The 22137-nt window shown below is 27.7% G+C and carries 22 protein-coding genes; 12 read left to right on the top strand and 10 right to left on the bottom strand.

What is annotated here, in order from left to right; all coding sequences use genetic code 11:
* Nucleotides 1–14: 14 nt before the first annotated feature.
* The 5 genes from OY14_00110 (at nt 15) to OY14_00090 (ending at nt 5326) form a co-directional block, all read left to right on the top strand.
* On the top strand, nt 15–1058 hold the full coding sequence (locus OY14_00110; GenBank protein AJA89876.1) for an ATP-dependent DNA helicase RuvB: 1044 nt from the start codon (nt 15–17) through the stop codon (nt 1056–1058).
* Nucleotides 1033–2073: an S-adenosylmethionine tRNA ribosyltransferase gene (locus OY14_00105; GenBank protein AJA89875.1), complete on the top strand. Its 1041-nt coding sequence runs from the start codon at nt 1033–1035 to the stop codon at nt 2071–2073. Before OY14_00110 ends, OY14_00105 begins: the two co-directional genes overlap by 26 nt.
* Before the next feature lie 83 nt (nt 2074–2156).
* Nucleotides 2157–3824: a diphosphate--fructose-6-phosphate 1-phosphotransferase gene (locus OY14_00100; protein AJA89874.1), complete on the top strand. Its 1668-nt coding sequence runs from the start codon at nt 2157–2159 to the stop codon at nt 3822–3824.
* Between the two features lie 7 nt (nt 3825–3831).
* Entirely contained in the window at nt 3832–4344 is a 513-nt protein-coding gene (locus OY14_00095) for a hypothetical protein (GenBank protein ID AJA89873.1), read from the top strand.
* A 1-nt stretch (nt 4345) separates the two neighbouring features.
* Nucleotides 4346–5326 carry a pseudouridine synthase gene (locus tag OY14_00090; GenBank protein ID AJA90619.1) on the top strand — a complete coding sequence of 327 codons (981 nt, stop codon included), beginning with the start codon at nt 4346–4348 and terminating at the stop codon, nt 5324–5326.
* Nucleotides 5327–5350: 24 nt separating this feature from the next.
* On the opposite strand, the gene OY14_00085 is transcribed toward OY14_00090, so the two are convergent.
* Nucleotides 5351–6301: a membrane protein gene (locus OY14_00085; protein ID AJA89872.1), complete on the bottom strand. Its 951-nt coding sequence runs from the start codon at nt 6299–6301 to the stop codon at nt 5351–5353.
* A gap of 123 nt (nt 6302–6424) precedes the next feature.
* Between OY14_00085 and OY14_00080 the strand changes: the two genes are divergently transcribed.
* The gene (locus OY14_00080) at nt 6425–6805 is read left to right on the top strand and encodes a GlpE protein (protein AJA89871.1); all 381 of its coding nucleotides are present in this window, start codon (nt 6425–6427) and stop codon (nt 6803–6805) included.
* Complete coding sequence (locus OY14_00075; GenBank protein ID AJA89870.1) at nt 6805–7425, top strand: uridine kinase; 621 nt, start codon at nt 6805–6807, stop codon at nt 7423–7425. The genes OY14_00080 and OY14_00075 overlap by 1 nt, the downstream gene beginning before the upstream one ends.
* On the opposite strand, the gene OY14_00070 is transcribed toward OY14_00075, so the two are convergent.
* The 7 genes from OY14_00070 to OY14_00040 are packed head-to-tail and all read right to left on the bottom strand — an operon-like array spanning nt 7422 to nt 13723.
* Complete coding sequence (locus OY14_00070; GenBank protein ID AJA89869.1) at nt 7422–9407, bottom strand: primosomal protein N'; 1986 nt, start codon at nt 9405–9407, stop codon at nt 7422–7424. The genes OY14_00075 and OY14_00070 overlap by 4 nt on opposite strands.
* Nucleotides 9400–9996, bottom strand: a complete 597-nt coding sequence (locus OY14_00065) for a hypothetical protein (GenBank protein AJA89868.1) — start codon at nt 9994–9996, stop codon at nt 9400–9402. Before OY14_00065 ends, OY14_00070 begins: the two co-directional genes overlap by 8 nt.
* Nucleotides 9989–10729 carry a pseudouridine synthase gene (locus OY14_00060; GenBank protein AJA89867.1) on the bottom strand — a complete coding sequence of 247 codons (741 nt, stop codon included), beginning with the start codon at nt 10727–10729 and terminating at the stop codon, nt 9989–9991. Before OY14_00060 ends, OY14_00065 begins: the two co-directional genes overlap by 8 nt.
* Nucleotides 10730–11569, bottom strand: a complete 840-nt coding sequence (locus tag OY14_00055) for a hypothetical protein (protein ID AJA89866.1) — start codon at nt 11567–11569, stop codon at nt 10730–10732. It lies immediately after the preceding gene.
* Between the two features lie 3 nt (nt 11570–11572).
* Entirely contained in the window at nt 11573–11947 is a 375-nt protein-coding gene (locus tag OY14_00050) for an ACP synthase (protein ID AJA89865.1), read from the bottom strand.
* Nucleotides 11944–12948: a YbbR-like domain-containing protein gene (locus OY14_00045; GenBank protein ID AJA89864.1), complete on the bottom strand. Its 1005-nt coding sequence runs from the start codon at nt 12946–12948 to the stop codon at nt 11944–11946. Before OY14_00045 ends, OY14_00050 begins: the two co-directional genes overlap by 4 nt.
* A gap of 4 nt (nt 12949–12952) precedes the next feature.
* Nucleotides 12953–13723: a membrane protein gene (locus OY14_00040; GenBank protein AJA89863.1), complete on the bottom strand. Its 771-nt coding sequence runs from the start codon at nt 13721–13723 to the stop codon at nt 12953–12955.
* A gap of 112 nt (nt 13724–13835) precedes the next feature.
* Between OY14_00040 and OY14_00035 the strand changes: the two genes are divergently transcribed.
* The 3 genes from OY14_00035 (at nt 13836) to OY14_00025 (ending at nt 16900) form a co-directional block, all read left to right on the top strand.
* Nucleotides 13836–14699 (top strand): hypothetical protein, encoded by an 864-nt coding sequence (locus OY14_00035; protein ID AJA89862.1) that lies wholly within the window; start codon nt 13836–13838, stop codon nt 14697–14699.
* A gap of 63 nt (nt 14700–14762) precedes the next feature.
* Nucleotides 14763–15851: a membrane protein gene (locus OY14_00030; GenBank protein AJA89861.1), complete on the top strand. Its 1089-nt coding sequence runs from the start codon at nt 14763–14765 to the stop codon at nt 15849–15851.
* Nucleotides 15852–15853: 2 nt separating this feature from the next.
* Complete coding sequence (locus OY14_00025) at nt 15854–16900, top strand: tryptophan--tRNA ligase (GenBank protein ID AJA89860.1); 1047 nt, start codon at nt 15854–15856, stop codon at nt 16898–16900.
* A gap of 70 nt (nt 16901–16970) precedes the next feature.
* Here OY14_00025 and OY14_00020 read toward each other — a convergent pair whose 3' ends face one another.
* The gene (locus OY14_00020) at nt 16971–18761 is read right to left on the bottom strand and encodes a phosphoglucomutase (protein ID AJA89859.1); all 1791 of its coding nucleotides are present in this window, start codon (nt 18759–18761) and stop codon (nt 16971–16973) included.
* 136 nt (nt 18762–18897) lie between these two features.
* Between OY14_00020 and OY14_00015 the strand changes: the two genes are divergently transcribed.
* Both OY14_00015 and OY14_00010 read left to right on the top strand, forming a co-directional pair.
* A complete protein-coding gene (locus tag OY14_00015; protein ID AJA89858.1) occupies nt 18898–20373 on the top strand; it encodes a UTP--glucose-1-phosphate uridylyltransferase in 1476 nt (491 codons plus the stop codon).
* Entirely contained in the window at nt 20361–21380 is a 1020-nt protein-coding gene (locus tag OY14_00010) for a beta-N-acetylhexosaminidase (GenBank protein ID AJA89857.1), read from the top strand. The genes OY14_00015 and OY14_00010 overlap by 13 nt, the downstream gene beginning before the upstream one ends.
* Nucleotides 21381–21431: 51 nt before the next feature.
* On the opposite strand, the gene OY14_00005 is transcribed toward OY14_00010, so the two are convergent.
* A complete protein-coding gene (locus tag OY14_00005; GenBank protein ID AJA90618.1) occupies nt 21432–21992 on the bottom strand; it encodes a hypothetical protein in 561 nt (186 codons plus the stop codon).
* Nucleotides 21993–22137 lie beyond the last annotated feature (145 nt).

Below are 22137 nucleotides of genomic sequence, written 5' to 3'. Positions count from 1 at the left end.
TTGAGAGGTAATTTATGAGAGAAAAGAATAGTGTAAATTTCTTAAGTTCTAATGAAAATTATTTGTATGATAAGAGTGAAAATGAGCTTAGGCCTAAAGTTTTTGAAGATTTTAAAGGTCAGATTAATGTTAAAGAAACCCTTAGTATTTTTATAAGAGCTTCTAAAGAAAGAAATGAAGCTTTAGATCATGTTTTTTTAAGTGGTCCGCCAGGTCTTGGAAAAACTACTCTAGCAAGTATTATTGCTTTCGAGATGAATGCTTCTATTAAGATTACGTCAGCACCGGCTTTTGACAAACCTAAAGATATTATTGGGATTTTAACAGGTCTTGATGAGAAGAGTGTTTTATTTATTGATGAGATACATAGGTTAAGACCAATAATAGAAGAAATGCTTTGTATTGCCATGGAAGATTATGAGTTGGATTGGGTAATCGGGCAAGGAGCTAATGCTAGAACTGTAAGAATGCCACTTCCAAAATTCACATTGATTGGAGCTACTACTAAACCGGGAAAAGTAACATCTCCACTTTATGCGAGATTTGGAATTACTGCTAGATTTGAACTTTACAGTGAAATAGAGCTTGTTGAGATAATAAAGAGAAATTCTATTATTTTAAATATTGAAATAGAAGATGATGCTGCTTTTCTTCTTGCAAGAAGTTCAAGAGGAACTCCTCGTATAGCAAATAGATTGCTTAGACGAATAAGAGATATTGCCCAGGTAACTGGAAGTTTGATTGTTACAAGCGACATTGTTTCTATTGGACTTGAAATGCTTAGAATTGATGGAGAAGGTCTTGATGAACAAGATAGAAATATTTTAAGAAGTTTAATATTGAAATTTAATGGGGGACCTGTGGGTGTTGATACTTTAGCTATTTCTGTAGGAGAAACGGCGGATTCCCTTGAGGACTTTTATGAACCTTATTTGATTATGAAGGGATTCATTAACAGGACTCATAGAGGTCGTAAAGCTACTGAGTTTGCATATCTTCACTTAAACTTAGAAATGAAAGAGGATGATCTTAGTGAAAACCAAAGAGTTTCATTTTAATTTGCCCTATTCTTTAATAGCGCAATATCCAAGTGAAAAAAGGGGATCTTCAAGGTTGATGGTGCTAGATCCTAAATTCCAAAAAATTTATCATGAGGATTCTGTAAACAATATTTTAAAATATGTAAATAGTGATACTTTTATTATTTTTAATAATTCAAAAGTTAGAAAGTCAAGAATATATGCAGAATCAGAGATGGGTAGTAATGTTGAATTTTTAATTTTAGATAGAATTGGTACGGATTTGTTTACTGCTTTGATTTCTAAGTCTAAAAAGCAAATTGTTGGCAATGTTTACAAATTTCCTGAAGGATTAATAGGCAAAATTTTATCAAAAAATAGTAATGAGATTGTTTTAAGGTTTGATGATACTATAGGAGAAGATTATTTTGAAAGACATGGATTTGTTCCTATACCTCCTTACATTAAAAGAGATTATGATAAAATAGATGAAGATCGATATCAGACTGTTTATTCTAAGTATGTTGGATCTGCAGCTTCTGCAACCGCAGGTTTACATTTTAGCAAAGATTTGTTTTCTGTTTTTGAAGAAAATAATATTGAATATGATTTCATTACTCTTCATGTAGGACTTGGAACTTTTCTTCCTGTAAGATCCAAAAAAGTTGAAGAACATAGAATGCATTTTGAAACTTTTTTAATAAAAGATTGTGTAGCTGATAGATTGGAGAATGCAAAATCTCTTGGTAAAAAAATTTTAGCAATTGGTACTACAACGCTTAGAGCTTTAGAGTCATCTTATAATAACAAGCTTAAAAAGTTTAAAACAGGGCAGCAAAGTACAAATCTTTTTATTTATCCTGGTAAAAACTATTGTTTTAACTTTGTAGACATGCTTTTTACAAATTTTCACACCCCACAATCTACCCTTTTAATGTTGGTCTCTTCATTTGCAGGTAAGGACTTTGTGTTTAATTCTTATGAAGAAGCTATAAAGAGAAATTATAAATTTTTTTCTTATGGTGATGCTATGTTATTTTTAAATCATATATAGATATTAGTTGTGAATTATTTTAATATTTAATTTATGATAGGGGTTTAATTTAATTTAATTTAATTTAATTAGGAGGAAAATATATGGATACTTCTCTTTTTCAGCAAGAAAGGCAAAAGTATGTTCCCAAATTGCCAAATATTTTAAAAAAAGATTTTAAGAATATTAGTTTAGTTAATGGAGACAATACTGAAGCAATTCAAGACAGACAGGCTTTAAAGGAATTTTTTAAAAATACTTATGGATTGCCAATTGTAAGTTTTACCGAAGGCAAGTCCGATTTAGCTTTTTCAAAAGCTTTAAATATTGGAATTATTCTTTCTGGAGGACCTGCTCCTGGGGGACATAATGTTATATCTGGTGTTTTTGATGCAATGAAAAAATTTAATTCAAATTCAAAACTTTTTGGATTCAAAGGTGGTCCTTTAGGGCTGTTAGAAAACAATAAAATTGAACTTACTGAGGATTTAGTAAATTCTTATAGAAATACCGGAGGTTTTGATATTGTATCTTCTGGGAGAACAAAAATAGAGACAGAAGAACATTATAGTAAAGCCCTATTGGTTGCCAAAGAAAACAATCTTGATGCAATTATTATTATTGGTGGGGATGATTCAAATACTAACGCTGCTATTCTTGCAGAGTATTTTAAAAAGAAAGGGGAGAATATTAAGGTTATTGGAGTTCCAAAGACAATTGATGCTGATCTTAAAAATGATCATATTGAAATTTCATTTGGATTTGATTCTGCTACAAAAATTTATTCTGAGATGATAGGTAATTTATGTCGAGATGCTATGTCAACTAGAAAATATTGGCATTTTGTCAAACTTATGGGTAGAAGTGCATCTCATGTTGCTCTGGAATGCGCTTTAAAAACCCATCCAAATATTTGTATTGTGTCTGAAGAAGTTTTGGCTAAAAAGAAAACTTTATCTGAGATTGTTGATGATATGGTATCTGTTGTTTTAAAGAGATCTTTAAATGGTGATAATTTTGGAATAGTTATAGTTCCTGAAGGTGTGATTGAATTTATTCCTGAAGTCAAGTCTTTAATGTTTGAATTATGTAATATTTTTGATAAAAATGAGAGTGAGTTTAAAGGGCTTAATGTTGAGGCAATGAAAGGAATTTTCATTGCTAAGCTTAGTGATTATATGAAGGGAGTTTATTTATCTTTGCCTTTGTTTATTCAATTTGAGCTTATAAATTCAATTTTAGAAAGAGATCCCCATGGGAATTTTAATGTTTCAAGAGTTCCTACTGAAAAATTGTTTATTGAAATGGTTCAAGCAAGATTAAATGATATGAAAAAAAGTGGAGAATATAAGGGGAATTTTATTCCGGTTGATCATTTTTTTGGCTATGAAGGTAGAAGTGCTTTCCCTTCTAATTTTGATAGTGATTATTGCTATAGTTTGGGGTATAATTCGGTTGCGCTCATTTTAAATGGACTAACGGGTTATATGTCTTGCATAAAAAATTTAAATTTAAAATCAACGGATTGGATTGCAGGAGGAGTGCCTATAACAATGTTGATGAACATGGAAGAGAGATATGGAATGCAAAAGCCTGTTATAAAAAAAGCTCTGGTCGATTTAGAAGGAAGACCATTTAGAGAGTTTGTTAAAAATCGTGATAATTGGGCTTTGAATAATTTTTATTTATATCCAGGTCCTGTACAGTATTTTGGCTCTTCTGAGATTGTTGATGAAATAACTGAGACTTTAAAGTTAGAATTATTGAAGTAGAAAATTTATGCTTATTAGAAGCTTGTTATTGTTTTTTAGTGTTTTGAATGTTTATTCAAATTCACTTGATTATTTCAAGCTTAATTTTAATTATTTAGATTTAAGCATTGCCAAAAGTTTGCCATTGCAAGATAAATTAACTTCCAGTGGCAATTTTATTTCTTCCAAAAAAGAAAATACATCTGTTGTTGGTAGGGATGATTCTTTTCTTTATAAAAATATTCAAGAGAATAAAGCTTTAAATCTTGAGAATGATCTTAAGTCAAAATTAGCAAAAGATTTGTTTAGGTTTTCAACTATTAGTATTGGATCTTTTCCAATAGTTTTATTTTTGAGCTTGTTTTTTTTTGATGTGGGATACTATTTTTATAATGGAATGGATTCAAATTACGTTCCATATCCTTTTTCAAATGGTTCTAATCTTTCAAAAGATGAAATTTATAAAAAGTTTATTGTTTCAGCCTCTATTGGAGCTGTAATTGCGCTAACTATTGCTTTGATTGATTATTTTCTTCAGTAGTATGATCAGACTTAAAAAGGAATTTATTGTTAAAGAGAATGCTTTAAGATTGGATTTTTATTTGTCACACAATTTGGAAGTTTTTACTAGAAGTCAAATTAAAAGAAGAAATGTAGAAGCGTTTAAAAAGAGTAATGGAAAATTTTTTAAAATAAAATTGTCTAAACCTGTTTTTAAGGATGATGAAATACTGATTGAATTTGATGAAGAGAATGGACAGATTGACTATCTTAGACCCAACGATATTCCTATTACTGTAATTTATGAAGATTGTAATACCATTGTTTTGGACAAGCCACAAGGAATTTTAAGTCATCCTGGAATATCGCATTGGAATGATACTGTTGTTAATTTTCTTTTATATCATATAAAAAGATTGGAAATTAATTTTAATGAAGAAAAAATTAGGCCTGGAATTGTTCACAGATTGGATAAAGATACTTCTGGTGTGCTAATTTGTGCAAAAAATATCAGTACTTTAGGATTTTTAGCTCGGCAATTTAAAGATAAAAGGGTAAATAAAGTTTATATTGCAATTGTTAAGGGTAATTTTAAGAGTCTTTTTGGAAGTATTGAATCTTTTATAGATAGGGATAAATACAATAGAAAAAAATTTACTGTTTCTAAAGAGAGAGGTAAAAAAGCATTAACAGAATATCGATTGTTACTCAATTTTGGTGAATATTCTCTTTTGGCTTTAAGGCCTAAAACTGGTCGTACTCATCAATTGAGAGTTCATATGAAATATCTTAATTTTCCAATATTGGGAGATGAGATTTATAGCAGAGTAGATGGCAACTTTAAAAAAAACACTTTGATGCTTCACTCTTATAAGCTTGAAATTGATATTGGAAAAAATTCTTACAAAAAATTCATTTCTGAATTTCCAAAAAGATTTGTTACTTTTTTGTCAAATTTTTATGAGGGCGATGAATTGAATTTAATTATTGATAATTTGGTTTTATTCTTAAAGGATTTTTAATTTTAAATTAAATTTATAAATTTATTATTTTAATGAGATTGAGTCAGCTATTTTTTTACCCCCAGTAATTTCGTTGGTATTAATAACGGTAATAAAACAATTTGGATCAACTTTTTGTGATATATACTTAATTCTTGATAAGCGCATTATTGGAACTACTATAAATACTATAGTTTTTTCTGTTCCTGCCCAAGCGCCTTTTCCGTCTATCAATGTGGCAGCCAATTTCAACTTGTTTGTGAGAAGATAAGCAATTTCTTTTCCCTTGTCTGAAATAACCAGTATAGCTTTTTGATTGCCAAATCCAGTACTTGTTTTGTCTGTCATTATGGATGTTACAAATGATGCTATTAGTGTATAAAGCGCGATTTCAATATTAAAGAAAAAGGTCGCAAGTAATAGTACTGCCAGATTAACTATGAAGTTTGTTGTTCCAATGCTGATTGAATATTTTTCTTTAATAATCATTGCAATTATGTCTGATCCCCCTGAGGATCCTTTGCCTTTAAATACTAGTCCAAGACCAAGCCCAGAAATAAGTCCGGCTAGTATTGACACAAGCATCATATCGTTAAGATATATTTTATTTTGTAAAAACTGAGAGTAGTTTATGATAATAGAATATAATCCCATTGCAATCCAACTTTGAATTATAAATGTTATATTTAAAAATCTTATTCCAATAATAAATAATGGGATGTTTAATGCAAATATTGTCCATCCTAAATTAAAGTTTAATAGGTAATGTAGCATTAATGAGATGCCCCCAATCCCTCCACTAAGAAGTCCGTGGGGAATATATAAAACATTTGTGGAGATTGCCATTAGTGTGGAGCCTAAAATTATTTGCATTGTGCTGGCAAGTATTAATTTGGGATTTTTAGCTATAGTTTTTAATTTTTTTGCTAGTATAATTAATAAGAGCTTGAGTTTTTTTTTAATTCTACGACAACGTATCTTTTTTTTCTTTTTCATCTTAACTCTAAACTTACTTTTGAGCTGTAAGCTAACAATTTACTTGAATTTTATATTAATTTTACAAAAAAAACAATTTCATTTCTTTTTTTTATTTTTTTTGATATCATTTTCATTAAAACTATGACGATGAATTATGCAAAATTTATAGGATTAATAGTACTGCTTTTTTTTTATATTTGGTTTTTTATTATTCTTAGAATGAAAAGGGCCAATCTGTTTTTGTTAGAAAAAATCAAAAATGGAGCAAAAATTTTGGATATTCGATCTACCAAAGAATATAGTAAGTCTCATTATTTGAAATCAATTAACATTCCTTTTAACAATTTATTTGCCAAAAAGGATAAGTTAGGCGATTTTGAGTCCCAAATAATTGTTTATGGTAAAAGTTTTAGTAAGTCTTACGAGGCTAAGAAAGTTTTAAAAAGCATGGGATTTAAGAATGTGTTTGTGGCTGGTACTTTGAAAGATATGCCACAAATTAAAAAAAAAGAAGTTGATTGATGGCTAAGATTATTGGGATATCTGGTGGTTCTGGAAGCGGAAAAACTACAGTTGTAAACAAGATTAGTGAGTTTATTCCAGAATTTGTCCTTATTTCTCAAGATAATTATTATAAGAGTGTGGGTGATTATGAATATGAGTTTTCTAAGGTAAATTTTGATCATCCAGATGCTTTTGATAATAATTTATTTTATGAACATTTGAAAAATTTAAAAAGAAATAGTCCAATAGATATGCCTCTTTACGACTTTATTAATCACAAAAGACAACTTAAAACAGTTTTAGTTGTACCAACTCCTGTTGTTATTGTTGAAGGTATTATGATTTTTGTTGAAGAGAGAGTAAGAAATTTAATAGATCTTAAAATATATATTGATACCCCAAATGATATTAGATTTATTAGGCGTTTAAAGAGAGATATCTCTAAAAGAGGGCGTACTTTAGAGTCAGTTATTGATCAGTACATGAACACTACTAGATGGGGTTATTATAGATTTATTGAGCCTACTAAGGAATATGCCGATCTTATTATTCCTGAGGGAGGTCACAATGATAAAGCTCTTTATGTGCTTTCAACGTTTCTTAAGTCTTTAAATAAAGAAGATCTGGATTTTATCTAAATTAATGATATTGGATAATAATCTATTTCAATATAGACATTATTTGTTGTTTTTACCTTTTCTCGTGTTTTGCTAACTAGTCTTTCAATTAAGTTGTAAGATTTTGATAAGTATATTACATTGTATCTATAGTTTTTAGATATTTTCTTCATAATAGCTTCTGATGGACCCAAGTGTTCAATTCCTTCTTGTAAAAATTCTTTAGATTTTTCAAAAAATTCCCAACATTTTTTTTTAGCAGTTTCTTCATTTTTACTTCTAAAGATTATTCTAATAATTTTGTTAAATGGAGGATAGTTTAATTTTTTTCGTATATCTAGTTCTTGTTCGTAAAATTGTTCATATTGGTTCATATAGGCATATTTTATGGCATAATAGTCGGGATTTTTTGTTTGTATAATAATTGTGTTGTCGCTTTTAAATCTTGCAGCTCTTCCAATGACTTGTGAGAGTGTTGTAAAAATTCTTTCACTGCTTCTAAAATCGGGCAACCCTATTCCAATGTCTGCGTTGATTATGCCTAGCGTTTTTATATTTTCAAAATTAAATCCCTTTGCAATGATTTGTGTTCCAATAAGTATGTCTATTTCTCTGTTTTCAAACTTACTTATTGAATCTATATTTTCTATTTTAGTAATATCAGAATCTATTCTTGCAATTTTTGCATTTGGTAAAAAATTTTTCAATTCTTTTTCAACAAGTTGAATTCCATAAGTTTTATATTTAATGTCTTTTGATTCGCATTTAAGACAGTGGTTTGATGTTTTTGTTTTATAGCTACAATAGTGGCATACAAGTTTGTTTTCTGGTTTATGATAAATTAAACCAAATGAGCAATTTGGGCAACAAATTGTATGCCCACATTTGTTGCATTCTAAATTTTTTAGATACCCTCGTTTATTTATGAAAATTAAAGATTGTCTTTTTTCATTTAAACTTTTTTGTATGCTATATAATAGTTCTGAAGAAATTGTGCTAAGCTCTTTTTTCATATTTATTATTTTTATATCTTCTATTTTGTTTTGAGAGAATTTGTTTTGCATAATTATTTTTTTTATTTGATTATGTTTCATTGCATGGTATGCTTCAAGAGAAGGTGTTGCACTTCCCATTATAAATTTAGCATTAAATTTTTTTTGCAAAAAAAATGATATATGTCTTGAGTGAAATCTTGGAGTATTTTCGGACTTGTATGTGGTTTCGTGTTCTTCGTCCATAATTATTAATTTTAATTTGGTAAAAGGCAGCATTAGCACGCTTTTAATGCCAATAACAACTAAGCTTTCTCCATTTTTAACTTTATTCCATATTAAATTTTTATTGGAATCTGGAACTTTAGAGTTATATTCATGAATTTTACTGTGTATAGTAAATGCATATTTTATTCTTTTTATTATTTGATATCCTAAGGATATTTCAGGAATTAAAAAAAGCACTTGTTGTTCTAGTTTTAAGTAGTATTCACACAATTTAATGAATATTTCAGTTTTTCCAGATCCAGGTATTCCAAAAAGGTAAAAAACATTAGTTGTTGTTGACTCGATAATTTCTTTGTAAATATTTTGTTGTTCGGTATTTAGTTGAATGAATTTTTTATGATCTGAATACTCATTGATAGGCAATGTTTGACTTTGACTTTTTTTAGATTTGGAGCTTTTAGGCAGTCCAAAAAATAAAGTTTCTCCAAATCCTGAAAATGTTTTTTTACTAATCCAATGTGCTAAATTAATGTTGTGATCTGTTATTATTTTAGTTTTGTCTATTATTTTAATAATTTCTTTTATTTTGAATTCAAATTTTTCTTTAAATTCATTTTCAAAATATTTTTTAACAATTATTCCAATTTTATTAGAGCCGTTGAAATTGACCACTACTCTAATGCCAATTTCTAGATTCAAGTTGAACCTGTAAAAAAAAAGTTTATTTAAGGGAATATTTATTGCAATTTCATAGTAATAAGTAGAATGATAATTCTCAACCATATTTTATTATGCCTTTTATTATTTTTAAATCTTGCCATATTTCTTTTTTTAATTCCGGATTTTTTATTTGATTTGTAGGAAGGTATGTAAACACTATTGGGATGCCTTTAAATCTTAGCTCTATTCCTCTTACAATTTGAATTCTTAGCGGTTGGTTTAAGAAAAAATTTATTTCTTCGCAAGATAAAATCGCTTTAGGGTTTTTATTGCTGATTTCTTGGTTTAGTGATTCAATAGTATTTATTATTTTATAATTGTCTATGTTTATGCTTTTGCACCATTTTGTTATAATATCTCTTGCAGGCTCGTTGAGGTAGTTTTTGTCTACATATATTATGATATGGTTGTTAACACTTTTTTCTTTTAAGCTATTGTTTAATGGGTTTGTTAGGTCTTTATTATTCTCAGGTGTTTTTGTAAGCTCTTTTCTATTTTCATTTTTTTGATAAATTTTAATATTTTTAATTTTCTCTATTTTTTGTTTAATCTCATTATCTATTTTTTCAAAATTTTCTGTAATTTTGCCTTCGATATTATTTTTCAATATTTGAAGTAAAAAAAGTTTTTTAGTTAAAATATTGTTATTCATAGTAAACCTTGTCTAAAAATAAAGCATTTGCAGGCGCAGTTGTTCTTGCAAGATTTCTGTTTTTTGATTTTAGTATTGTTTCAAAAGTAGAAATCGATTCTTTTTTGATTTCGATGTCCAGCATTGTGCCTATTATTGATCTTACCATTTTCCATAAAAAAGAAGATCCTATTATTTCAAAAATAATATATTTTCCTCTTTTTTTAAATTTGGCAAAATGGATATGCTTAGATTTGGATTTGCTTTTATCTTTTATGCATGAAAATGCAGTGAAATCGTGATTGCCAATTAATATTTTAGCCATTTGGTTTAAGTTGTTTATGTTTAGTTTTTTATTTACATAGTAAGCTTGACATCTTTCCCAGGGATAGTATTTGTTGCTGTTTAATATACAGTAACTATATTTTCTTTTCTGGGCGTTAAAGCGTGGATGAAATGAGTTTTCTACATATTTGAGTTTTAGTATTTTTATTCTGTATTTTAATAATATTGAATTTAAAGCTTTTTTTAGATTTTTTAGTTTAATATTGATGCTTATATTAAAAGTTATTATTTGTCCTTTTGCATGAACCCCTTTATCTGTTCTTCCAGCTGAATGAATCTTTACTTTTTTTTTATTGATTTTTGTAAGAGCTTTTTCAATTTCTTCTTGAACTGTGGGCTTTGTGAGTTGTATTTGAAATCCGTGGTATATAGATCCGTCATAAGCAATTTCTGCTAATATTTTTTTCATTTATTTGATATTTTTCATTTCCTTTGATATTTTAAAGTAAACTTCTTTGATTTTGTCTAGAAGTATTGAAGGCTTTTCTTTTGAAGATTTGCCCATTCCTGCTATTTTAGACAGAGTAGTTTTTATGTCATTTAATTGCTTATATCTGTATTCTTTGTTTTCTTTATTTCCATAAAAGTATTCTAGAAGGCCTGATAAGTAAAGAACACTGTCATAGCCATAATTTTTATCTGTATCTGGGCCAAATATGGTTGATGCGCTAACAGGTTCTGAATTGTCTTTGTCTTTTTCTATGACTAGTTTATAAAGGTATGCAGCTTTGTGGTAAAATATTTTTTGAAGATAATTATAGTTTTTGTTTGGCTCTTCTTTTTCAAGATCTTCGAATGTCCAAGCAGCTCTTATAGCTGATTTTGCTTGATTTAATGTGGGATTATGATTCTTTTCAAAATGCTCGTAACATAGCATAGCAAGAATATAGCTTGCAGCTCCTTCTTTTAATGTTCTAGATTTGTTGAAGTTGATCATGTCATCAAAAATTTCATTTATTTTTTTTCTTTCGGATTTTTTATTTTGCAAAATTTCTTTTTTGTTTTTAGGAATTGAATTGAATTCGCTTGGGAATGTTGCAAAGTAACATTTTGGGCATACTGTTATGGAATATATTCTAGGATAAATATTGCCATATTTGTCATTTTTGATATATTCTCTTTTGAGATCAATTTTTAATTCTCCGGCTATTAATCTACTGCTTCCGGTTAAAAGTTCTTCTTTTTGAAATTTAAAAGAGCATATAGGACACTCAATTTTTTCTTTTGTAAAATATGATATTTTTTTCATGAATTAATTTTCTACCATTACAAATGCAATAGCGTACTCCTTTTCATGTGATATTGTGAGATATAGCTTTAAATTCATTTTTATTGCAAATTTTTCAATTTCGTTATGCAAACAAAATATTGCGTTTCCTTTTAAAGATTTTATTACCTCAATATCTTTAAGAACGTAATGTATTTTACATTGCAATAGTGAGCTTAATGCTTTTATTAAAGATTCTTTAGCTGCAAATTTTCCAGCTAAACTTTCTAGAATACTGTTACCTTTTAAATTAAGATTTTCAATTTCTTTATGCGTAAAAAATCTCTCCATTTTTTTTTTATTTTCTAAAAAATTTTTGAATCTTTCAACTTTTATTATATCACATCCTATTGACTTCATGGTTTAACCTCTGGGCTTTCAATTATCTCTATTTTTATTTTTTTGGGTTCATAATCATATATTTCTGTCTCATTGATATTGTCTTTAAGAATTATATTTGTGTTAATATTGTAAATTCCAGGTGTTTTTATATTCGCTAAATCAAAAGCAAGGCTTATATTTTGATTGTTTATATGGGTTTTAATTTGTTTTTCAGAAAGTCTTGTTTTTATCTTTACAAACATTTTGTTTTCTGAATTTATTATTTTTTCTTTATCTTTAATTTCAAGGCCATTTTTTAGATTATTAAAAATAAGATTGGGAGATTTTATTATTGTATTTGAATATTTTTTGTTTAAATAAATATTGATTACCACGTGACTTTTTTCAAATGCAATTAAAGGATTTGGGGAAACTACTTCAAGGTAATCTGATACAAATATAGTTCTTGTATCAAACTCTTTTACTTTGGTTTGAATAGTGTTTATTTTTTTAAGTTCTTGTTCAGGTCCATATATTATTAAATGTTCAGGCAATATATTGTATTTTGCAATGAAATATTCTCCTCTACCATCTTTTTCTATAAGTTTAAATTTGGGCTCTATTTTAACTGATTTAGAGATTTTATTGTCTAGATTTAGTAATACATTTGTTTTTGAAAGCTTATATTCTGCAATGTGTATTGAGTTAAGATTTTTTATTTTTATTGGCAACTTATATTTTCCAGGAATTTTTATATTTGATGCTTCAATAAATAATACTATTTTATCGAGATCAAGGTATTTTAAGTCATCTTTGTCAACTTTTATTGTAGTCTTGACTTTGTTAAAGTCAGGAAGTTTTCTAAGAGCTATTTGATCATTTAAGATAATTTTGAATTCTTTTTCAGTGGTTATTGATTCTATTTTATTGAAATTAAATGCTACAAGCATAAGAATAGCTATTAAAATGGAAATAGCTTTATTTTGCCAATCATCAAATATTAACTTTATGACATTTGTTAGCTTTTTGCTTATTTTCATTGTTTTATTCTATTAGTTCGAGATTCAATTTATTTCTAATTTCATTTAAACTTAAATTATATTCTAATTTTGCATTGATTGTAATAGAAATGGATCCCGTTTCCTCGGAGGTTATTATTGTTATTGCATCAGAATTTTCAGAAATCCCAAGCCCCGCTCTATGTCTTGTTCCAAACGCTTTGCTGATAGAATCAACATTAGATAATGGTAAAAATGAGCCTGCATATATTATTTTATTTTTGCTAATTATCACAGCTCCATCGTGAAGAGGTGTTTCGTGTTCAAATAGTGATATTAGTAGCTCACTAGATATTAGTGCGTCAATTTTAATTCCTTTGTTGATTATTTGCTCTAGCTGTATTTTTTTTTCGATGCATATTAGACTGCCGGATTTATTTTCAGACAAATGTTTAACCGCTTTTAGAATTTCGGAAATAACTTTTAAAGTTTCTTCTTTTTTATTTGAAAGCTTAAAAGCTAAATTGAAATTTCCAATTTGCATAATTATTTTTTTTATTTCTTGATTAAAAAGTATGACTATTGCTATGGGTAGTATATTGGCTATGTAATTCAATAGCCAACTAATTGTATAGAGATTAAAATAATATGAAATAATTCCTATAGAGGTAATGATCAGCATTCCTTTTAAGAGATTTGTAGAATAAGAATTAATTACGTTTTTATATATATAGTATACCAGGATGCTAATTAAGCTTAGATCTAAAATTCTTGAGAAAGTATCTTTTATTTGATTTAAATCATTTATGTCTATCATAAATTTTCTACTTAATGTTATAAACACTGTACTTATTAATCTATATTAGTATAATATAAAATATATAAATAACACAGTTTGTAATTAATTAAATTAAATTGCTTTTTAATTTATGGGTGAAAGGGAAAAGGAAAATATTATAGCTTTAATATTTGATTTTGATAATACTCTTATTTATGGCAATATGCAGCAAGTGTTGTTTGATGAGTATTGTGTTGATTCTAGTTCTTTTTGGAAAGAAGTTGAAAGCTTAGAGATTGTTTATAAGCAAAATGGCTATAATATCATTTCTAATGAAATGATATATTTATCTCATTTTTTGACCTATGTAAGAGAGGGCGTTTTTAAAAGTCTGGACAATAGAACATTATTTAATTTAGGTGCTAAGTTGAAATTTTTTGAAGGGGTCATTGGTTTATTTAATGAAATATCTGAAATAAATAATAAGTTGGAAGACAACAATTCACAAGTAAAGATTTATATTGTTTCAAGTGGATTTAGACAAATGATTTTGGGAAGCAAAATTGCGCCTTATGTTAGCAAAGTGTGGGCGTGTGAGTTTATAGACTCTTATCTGCTGCCTTTTTATAAATCTAGAGATGAAAAGTTTTCTAAAAATAAGATTTTAAGTAGTGTTTGCTATTTTGTAGATCATACAATAAAAACCAGAGTTATTTTTGAGATCAATAAAGGATCTTATGAAAAGGTTAATGAGAGAGTGCCAAAGAGTAAAAGGCAAATTCCTTTTAAGAATATATTTTACATTGCAGATGGATTTAGCGATATCCCAGCATTTGAAATCTTAAATAATAATTTAAATCATTGTAGAAATACCTTAACAGTGTATCATGGAAATGACGAGAATGCAAAAAAATTGTTTTATGAGAATAGAGTTGGGGATTTTGCTGAGGCCAATTATAGTAAGGGCACTAAATTGTATAATTGGATAATGGAGAAAATTTGCTTGAGTGTATAATTCATTTGATTTACTTTTGTTTAGTTAATAAAAATAGCAGTAAAAATAATAAAAAGAGGGAATATGTTTAAAGATTTAAATACAAGTCAAGGAATAAAGCCTTGGAGAGTAGAATCTGTTTTTTATTGTATTGTCATAGTTTTAATATTTGTTGGGGCTTTTAAAATAGCAGAAGCTGTTTTTAAACCTTTGGCTATTTCCATAGTGTTGGGATTTTTAGTTTATCCTGTTTATATTTTTTTGGCAAAATTCAAAGTCCCAAAATTTTTAATAGTTTTTCTTATATTTTTTTTATTGTTTTCTTTTTCTTATTTGATTTTTAGTTTTGTTTATTACAGCGTTACTGTTTTGATAAGGCAATTGCCCTACTATCAAAATCAATTGGCATTTATTATGAAAGATGTGCTTAGTCGCTATAAAGTTGATAGTTCTGTTATTAGTAATATAAATTTTTCTGGTTACATTTATCCGTTTTTGACAAGAGCTTCTAATGAGATTATTGGGTTTGCAAGTAGCTTAGTAGTAGTCTTTTTATTGTTATATTTTTTGCTTTCAGAAATACATGTTTTTGGAATGAAGCTCGACAAAGCTTTTAAAAAGCCGGTATCTACTAGATTTATTGAGGCTCTAGATACTATTAATAATCAAATTGGCAAATATTTGGGGATAAAAATTCTTGTGAGTTGCTTGACGGGCTTTTTGGTGTTCATGGGATTAACTTTATTTGGGCAAGACTTTCCTCTTGTTTGGGCAGTTCTTACCTTTGTTTTTAATTTTATTCCTAGCATTGGTTCTATATTAGCTGTGTTTTTTATTGTAATAACGTCTTTGATTCAATTTTATCCAAATTTAAATATAGTGCTTTATATTTTTATATATAATACTTCTGTCCAAATGTTGATTGGAAATATTCTTGAGCCAAAAATGCAGGGAAAGAGGCTTGATATTTCGCCATTTTTGTTATTATGTTTTTTGTTTTTTTGGGGATGGCTTTGGGGTATTGTGGGACTTTTAATAGCGTATCCTTTTACTGTGATTGTAAAGGTAATAGTCGATAATGTAAGCTGGTTAAAGTCTTTTTCTGTATTTTTAGGTGGTTCTGAGATTTTAAGCAATATTAGTCATGTTCCAGGCAAAGATAAGGAGATTTGATTTTGAAAAAAAAGGTTATGCTTACAGGGGATAGACCTACTGGGGCTCTTCATTTGGGGCATTATGTGGGATCTGTAGTAAATCGTTTAAAATTTCAAGAAGAGTATGAAACATATTTTATTATAGCTGATTTACATACTTTAACCACAAAGCCTGATTTAAAAAGTATTCATGCAATATCTTTTAATGTTAGAGAAATGGTTTTAGATTATCTTGCTTGTGGGATTAATCCCAATAAGGTTAGTATATATTTGCAATCAGCCATACCTGAACTTTTAGAGCTTAATTTAATATTTTCAATGATTGTTACTGTTGCTCGTTTGCAAAGGATCCCAAGCATAAAGGATATGTGCATTGCAGCTGGACTTAAAGAGATTCCCTATGGTCTTTTAGGTTATCCTGTTCTTATGAGTGCAGATATTTTAATGGCAAAAGCAAATCTAGTTCCAGTTGGGCGTGACAATGAATCTCATATTGAATTTGCAAGAGAGCTTGCAAGAAGGTTTAATCATTTGTACAAAAATAATTTTTTTCCAATACCTGAATCTGTTTTTACAGATTGTCAGCCTTTGGTAGGAATTTGTGGTAAAAATAAAATGAGCAAAAGTCTTGATAATGCAATCTTTTTAAAAGATGATGAAAATTTGTTGAAAAAAAAAATTATGTCTATGTATACAGATCCAAATAGAATAAGGGCAGATATTCCAGGCAATGTTGAAGGCAATCCTGTTTTTATTTATCACAGTATTTTTAATAACGATCATGAAGAAGTTGAAGACCTTAAAATTAGGTATAAAAAGGGTAAAGTCGGTGACGTTGAGGTTAAAAAAAAATTGTTTTTAGCTTTGAATAACTTTTTAAAGCCAATTAGAGAAAAAAGAAGATTTTTTGAAGCTAAAGAAAAAGATTATATTGATGAAATTATTTTTGATGGCACAAGTAGGGCTAGATTTATTGCAAATAAAGTAGTAAAAGATGTTAAGGATTTAATAGGACTTTCAAAAACTTGGAATGGAATAAAGTATAGTTTGGAGAAAAATAAAAAATGAAAATTATTGATTTTATGATAAACTTATATTGGTAATTAACTTATTATTTTAATCAAACAATATTTATTTATTATGATAGACTTGCTTTTTTTATTAATCTTTTATTAAATTCTAGTAGTTTTAGCAAAATGTGTCTTTTTGTATAAATAACCTCGCTGAGCACTCTTGTTACCGGTTCTGTTTTTGAGCCCCTCATCCACAAGGTTGCAACAATTTCTTTATTAGTAGTTTTTAACAATACCTTTAGTCCTCCTGTAGCATTTCCTGTTCTAATCTTAGATTGTTTTTTGCCTTCATAGTTAATGATTTCATAATCAACTATTGATAATTCTTGAAATAATTTATTGTTTTTGATTTCTTTAATTAATAGCTTTTCATAATTGCTTTTTAAAATTTCTTGGTGTTCTATTTTGAGGTTTGTTAAGGTAGCTTTCTTAGATGATACTATTACATTGCTATAAAAATTTGTTGTATTTAAAATATCTTTTAAGCCATATTTTTCTTTATATTGGTTTTTAGATAATTTGCACCATATTTGATAGAGTTCTTTCATTTTTAATAATTTTACTATACTAATAAGGGTAGTAATTGGGTCTCTTACTTTTGAAGGATATATTATGCTACCTCCATTTGATCCTTCGCCTGAGATTTTTACAATCAATCCCTGTGCTCTTAGATCATCGGCCATTTCTGTTAGATTGGCTTCTCCAACTTCTACTCTATAAACTTTAGCATTGAAAAAATTTGCAATTTTTTCAATATTTAGGGATGTTGCGTCATTTGTTACTATTGCTATATTATTTTTTATTCCTGTGTAATAAAGATAGCTAAGTTCTGAAATTACTACAAGTGCAAATATTTTTTGTGCCTCGATGATATTTGCAGTATTTGTAGATTTATCTATGAACACTAAATTGCCCCTATCTCCATCACAATCCGGTACATATCCTAGTTCAAAAGAATTGTCTTGTAGATATTTATTTTGTAGCAGCTTTTTGCATTTATTTAAAGATTTTCCTTCAGGAATAATATTGTGCTTAAAAATGCCTATTTTGGCATTATATAATTTTATTTTCAATCCCAAAGATTCTATTAATTCTTTATCTATTGAACTGATTCTAGAGCTCCCATTCATTTCTGCTATTATTCCCATTGGATTTTGTAGTATTCTTTTTTTTAGAATTTCGATATTTTTATTGTTAATATCGTTTTCATATGCTATTTCATTTATTAATGATTTATATGCTTTGTAAGATTGATATTTATTCTCTTTTTCTAACTTTATTGTTTTATTATAATGTTCTAAAAAGGTTTGATCTTTGTCAAAATTAGTTAGAGCATGGATTAAATGGTTTATTAACTTGTAATTTTGGCTATTATTTTTAATTTGTTCAATTATTTCATGGGCTTTTGTAGAATTTAATACGCCGCCATCATTTAAACCCATTTTTATCCCATTGTATCCTGCTGGATTATGACTTGCAGAAATGTAAATAAAACCCTTTGAATCTTTACTATTTTTTGTATAAGCTAAAATTTCAGTTATTGGAAGTATGCCAAAAAAATTAATCTTTTCTTTATTTATTATTAATATTTTTATTGCTATTTCTGCAATAATGTTACCAGTTGGCCTTGAGTCTAATCCCAATCCAATATAGGGTTTAGGCTCATTTTTAAAATAGTTTGATATTGTAAATATGATTAGCGCTATTAGTATTTTATTTTCATCGCTTATTTCATTTTCTGTAGAATTTTCATTATTTGATTTTGCAAAAATTTTTCTAAATCCAGAAGGAGAAAGTATCATTTCATCAAAAGCTTTTTTAAAATTTTTCATATTAAGTGAATATTGCTTAAGCATGTAAATTTCTTCTCATTGATATTTTAGCTACATTATTGCTATAATGAACAATAATGGATGCTATATATATTATACTTAAAAATTTGGTTTTTTTCTTTATGTTAATAAATATATTTAAGGGTTTCTTTTTTTGCTGATGAATATTGGTGTTGATAAAATCTTTTCTGAAATGATACTTGAAAAGCTTAATGCTGGTGAGGTAGGGATTAATAATTTTGAATCTATTAAATATTTCCCTTGTGATAGTCATGAAAATATTCTTGATATTTCGGATAAAATTTTGAGCTTTAAGTTTGATAAGAGATTGGTTGAAGATAATTTGAAAAAATATTTTTTTGATTTTTCTAGATTTTTGCATTCAGAAGAAGATAATTGTTATGTTTTTTCTTCTTCTGATCTTGAAAATTTAGGACTAATTCTTTTCCCATATCTTTCTTTTGGAATCTTAAATGGAGGTTCTGCAACAAGCTATTTTGATTTAACTAAAAATAGGGATTTAAATAAAGATTTATATACGCTATATGAGTCTAAGATACTTGAATCTAAAGAAAAATTTGGGGAATTTCCAAAGGGTATGACCCCAGCTTATATTAATAAAGATGGTAGTTTTGGATTTTCATTTTTGGCTTTAAAAATCAGGTATCTTTTAATGGTTGCAAAAAGATATGAAGCTTTTTGTGGAAAAAAGATTAAACCTTCAGTATTCCAAATGACTAGCTTTAAGACAGATGAATTTATTTCAAAATTTTTGGACGATTTATTTGTTAATGATTTGATTAAAAGTGTAAATTTTTGCAATTTTAGAAAAGAGGATATTTTTACTGCTGTTCAACCTTTAGTTTATTGTTATGAAAAACTTGATAATTTAAATTATAGGTATTTTACCTGTAGGGATAAAGAAAGTTGTAATTCTATTTTAGCTTTGCCTGCTGGACATGGTCAAAATTTTAGAATTTTAAAAGATATTTATTTAAAACTTTATGAATCTGGGAAAAGATTTATATATATTGGCAATGTTGATAATATGGGATTTACAATTAATTTTAAAGCACTTGCTGTGATGGCTTTGACTAATTGTTCTTCTGGATTTGAATTTAGTTTTAAAAAAAAGACAGATTTTAAGGGGGGGATATTGGCAGTAAATGGTGAAGATCGTTTAACTTGTGTTGATATTGGTGGGGGAATTTCTGCAGAGATTATACAAGAGTTTGAGAGCAAGGGCTATAGGCTTTTGTTTAATTGCGCTACCGGTCTTTTTAATTTAGAGTATTTGATAAAAAATATTGATGAAATAATCAAAAAAATGCCTATTAGAATTATAGAGCAAAATAAAGAAATTGGTAAGTATATTTCAGTTGAGCAAATAACATGGGAAGCGTTAAAATTAATGGAAAATCCATTAATTTTAACGGTTGACAGAAATAAGAGATTTTTACCTGCAAAGTTGTTTATCGATATGTTGTTTAACAGTAATTATCTTGAAGTAAATAGTGCGTATTGTAGAGGGAAGGCCAATAATTTTAATTCTACTGAGGATTTGGATTGTTCTCTTTTTTCTTTGCTGTCAAAAGATTATGGGTTGCTATGTGGGTATTATAGATGGACTTTTTGAAAGTTTTATTTTGTTGCTTTTTTTGTTTAAAATTATTAGCAATAGAATCTTTGCCAGAAATAGATTATGAATATTTTAACAAGGATAAATCAGATCTTATAGATTTAATGAATTTTTTAGGTGAATTTGATTTTCAAACTATTTTAAAAAATAGAAACTTATTTATTGGAATTGGGAATTTAACAAATTTAAAAAATGTTCAAGGGCTTAATACTGATGATATTAATAGAATAAAAAAGATTAATCCGATTGGTATAGTTTTATTTAGAAGAAATTTAAAAGATGCCGAACAGACAAAGAAATTGATTAATGCAATAAAAAGTCATATTGGGCACGATATTTTTATTGCTATTGATGAAGAGGGGGGAGTGGTTAGTAGAGCTGGTGAAAATAAAAAAATGGGAGTTTATAATTTTCCTGCTATGGAATATGTGGGGGGCGTTAAGGATTTGCATCTTATTTATAAAATTGGAGAAGTTCTTGCTAAACAATTACGTAGGCTTGGTATAAATTTAAATATGGCTCCGGTTGCTGATATGAAATTTATACCACATACCCCTTTATTAAATAGAACATTTGGGGGATATTCCGCTTATAATATTGGACTTATGGTAGAGGCTTTTATTGATGGAATGCAGAAGCAAGGAGTATTTTCTGCAATTAAGCATTTTCCTGGATTAGGAGGAACAACCATAGATACGCATAAATATTTGGCGTTTTTGCCATATAGTAAAAGTTTTTTAATGCTAAATAGTTTTGTTCCTTTTGTTTTTGGCAAGGCTGCCAAATTTATTATGATTGGTCATGTAAATGTTCCTAAAATTTCTAAAGATATAACTAGTATGTCAAAAAGTATCGTTAATATTATAAGAGAGGATTTGAATATTAGCAGTATTATGATGACAGATTCTTATGACATGGGAGCGATTACAGGAAGTTTTTCTAATATTGAAAACGCTGTTAAAAGATCTTTAAGCTCAGGGGTAAATGTAGTTCTTATACCTTAGTAAAATAATAGGGAGCTATGTTTGTTTATTTGTTTATAAAAAGCTTAAATTTTATAGTATGGGTATAGAGATTCCTAGATCTAAAAGAATAAATTCTTTAAAGGAGGTAGATAATTTATAATAAATGCTGTAATTATTAGGTATGAAATCAATTTCAAATTTTAAGGCAATTAGAGGAAAGATTGGGTAGAGAAATGCGTTAGTTGTTTTCCCTATAAATGTTACAGTTCTTAGAGTTAAATCAATTTGGGTACCAATTAAGAATTTTATAGTAAGTGTATCAATTAAAATCGTATATTTAGCTATGTAAATCGTGAAAGCTAAATATAAATAATTATTTGAAATAAAATTTTTATGCATTGGGGTAGCAAAAAAGTTTGTGGGACTGAACTGTATTTCAATCCAGTCATTATAAGAGGTCAATATTCCGATAAAGGCAATATATTTATAATCTTCACTATAAAAGATAGGATTTATATAATTATGGTAAATTATACCTATTTTTAAATTTTTTTTAATTGTATTATTCTCTATAGGAAATTCCCAGTGATAAATATTTTTCTCCTTTTGAAGCAAACAAAACGGAAAAATGCTGTTTATTAGGAAGAAGATAAAAAAAAGAACAAAATATTCCCTCATGTAGTTATTATAGCATAACAAAATATCCCCAATTATTGATTATATATCAAATATATTATTATATTTATATTACATACAGTATTAATAATGAAATGATTGGATTTATATACTATAAACT

It is taken from the genome of Borreliella chilensis, from assembly GCA_000808095.1.
Classification (GTDB): Bacteria; Spirochaetota; Spirochaetia; order Borreliales; family Borreliaceae; genus Borreliella; species Borreliella chilensis.
This window is presented reverse-complemented; position numbering and strand designations above follow the sequence as displayed.